Genomic DNA, 2,412 nt, shown 5'->3' with positions numbered 1-2,412 from the left:
TTGCAAGCGATTCCGCGGCCTGCGCTTGTGTAGGAGAGCCCCGTCCGCTCCGCCAGATAAAACGCCTCATTCGCAAGAATGGGGCGTTTTTGTTTTTGCGCTTTTTTCTTCGTGCGATCAGCGTGAGTCTGAAAAAAGCCGATGCAGCCCCAAGATACATCGGCTTCTTCACAAGACAGGCAAGACCTGTTAGCCCTTCGCCTTACCACCCGACAACTGCTCCACCACCTGCCTCGGCGCTTCGGCATAGTGCTTGAACTCCATCGAGTAAGTCGCCCGCCCCTGTGACAATGACCGCAGCGTGGTCGAGTAGCCGAACATTTCCGACAGCGGGACTTCAGCACGCACCAGCTTGCCGCCGCCCACGATGTCTTCCATGCCCTGCACCATCCCGCGCCGCGACGACAGGTCGCCCATCACGTTGCCCATGAATTCCTCGGGCGTTTCCACCTCGACCTGCATCATCGGTTCCAGCAGCATCGGACCGGCACGCTTCATCGCTTCCTTGAAGGCCATGGAGCCGGCCATGCGGAAGGCGTTTTCGTTGGAGTCCACATCGTGGTACGAACCGAAGGTCAGCGTAGCCTTCACGTCCACCACCGGGTAACCGGCCAGCACGCCCGCCTTGAGCGACTCCTGGATACCCTTGTCGACCGCCGGGATGAATTCGCGCGGGACCACGCCACCCTTGATGGCATCGACGAATTCATAGCCCTTGCCGGCAGGCTGCGGCTCCAGCTTGATCACCACGTGGCCATACTGCCCGCGTCCACCGGACTGCTTGACGAACTTGCCCTCGACATCTTCCACGCCTTTGCGGATCGCTTCGCGGTAAGCCACCTGCGGCTTGCCCACCGTGGCCTCGACGTTGAACTCGCGCTTCATCCGGTCCACCAGAATTTCCAGGTGCAGCTCGCCCATGCCGGACATGATGGTCTGGCCCGATTCCTCATCGGTATGCACGCGGAAGGACGGATCTTCCTGCGCCAGGCGATTCAGGGCGATGCCCATCTTTTCCTGGTCGGCCTTGGTCTTCGGTTCCACTGCCTGCGAGATCACCGGCTCAGGGAAGATCATGCGTTCCAGGATGATGGGATGTTCCGGATCCGACAGCGTATCCCCGGTGGTCACATCCTTCAGACCCACGGCAGCGGCGATGTCACCCGCAAACACTTCCTTGATCTCCTTGCGCTCGTTGGCGTGCATCTGCAAGATGCGACCCAGGCGTTCCTTCTTGCCCTTGACCGGGTTGTAGACCGTATCGCCCGAATTGACGATGCCGGAATACACGCGGAAGAAGGTCAGCTGCCCCACGAAGGGATCGGTCATGATCTTGAAGGCCAGCGCCGAGAACGGTTCCTCGTCCGAGGGATGGCGCTCGATCTCGCTGTCATCTTCGCCATGCCCGGCGATGGCCGGCACGTCGACGGGCGAGGGCAGGTAGTCGATTACCGCATCCAGCATGGCCTGTACGCCCTTGTTCTTGAAGGCGCTGCCAGCCAGCATCGGCACGATCTCGTTGGCCACCGTGCGCAGGCGCAGGCCGCGCTTGATGTCGTCTTCGCTCAAGGGATTGCCGGAGAGATATTTCTCCAGCAGTTCCTCATTGGCCTCGGCGGCCTGCTCGACCATGTGATCACGCCACTGGCGTGCGGTGTCCTCCAGCTCCAGCGGGATGTCTTCATACTTGAACAGCACACCCTGGCTGGCTTCGTCCCAGATGATGGCCTTCATCTTGACCAGGTCGATCACGCCCGAGAAATGGTCTTCCGCGCCCACCGGAATCTGGATGGGGACGGCTTTGCCTTTGAGGCGTTCCTCGATCTGCTTCTGCACGCGGAAGAAGTCCGCACCGATGCGGTCCATCTTGTTGACGAAGGCAATGCGCGGCACCTTGTACTTGTTGGCCTGGCGCCAGACGGTCTCGGACTGCGGCTGCACGCCGCCCACCGAGTCATACACCATCACCGCGCCATCGAGCACGCGCATGGAGCGCTCCACTTCGATGGTGAAGTCCACGTGACCGGGGGTGTCGATGATGTTGATGCGATGCTCGGGATAATTGCCGGCCATGCCCTTCCAGAAGGCCGTAGTGGCCGCCGAGGTGATGGTGATGCCGCGTTCCTGCTCCTGCTCCATCCAGTCCATGGTGGCCGCACCGTTGTGCACTTCACCGATCTTGTGGTTCACACCCGTATAAAAAAGAATGCGCTCGGTGGTCGTGGTCTTGCCCGCGTCGATATGCGCGCTGATACCGATGTTGCGGTAGTTTTCTATTCGGGTCTTGCGGCTCATGGCATGTCCTTTCGATGGGTGCCGTCAAATGCTGGATTCAGTACTGCCGGGTTAATGTTTGATTAGGGCCTGTTCACATTCAATCTGTGAGATGCGTTGCCCCCAGAAGGCGTGGTG

At 60.2% G+C, this 2,412-nt stretch carries 1 protein-coding gene; it reads right to left on the bottom strand.

Annotated features, from left to right (window positions below; translation table 11 throughout):
- Window positions 1-189: 189 nt before the first annotated feature.
- Window positions 190-2,295 carry an elongation factor G gene (fusA, locus tag HNO82_RS22020; RefSeq protein WP_175345147.1) on the bottom strand — a complete coding sequence of 702 codons (2,106 nt, stop codon included), beginning with the start codon at window positions 2,293-2,295 and terminating at the stop codon, window positions 190-192.
- Between the last annotated feature and the right edge of the window lie 117 nt (window positions 2,296-2,412).

The sequence above is a fragment of the Herbaspirillum sp. C9C3 genome, assembly GCF_013359625.1.
GTDB lineage: Bacteria > Pseudomonadota > Gammaproteobacteria > Burkholderiales > Burkholderiaceae_D > Herbaspirillum.
This window is presented reverse-complemented; position numbering and strand designations above follow the sequence as displayed.

Coding starts and splice junctions, on each gene's coding strand:
- fusA (WP_175345147.1), bottom strand. CDS start 2,295: ATGAGCCGCAAGACCCGAATAGAAAACTACCGCAACATCGGTATCAGC.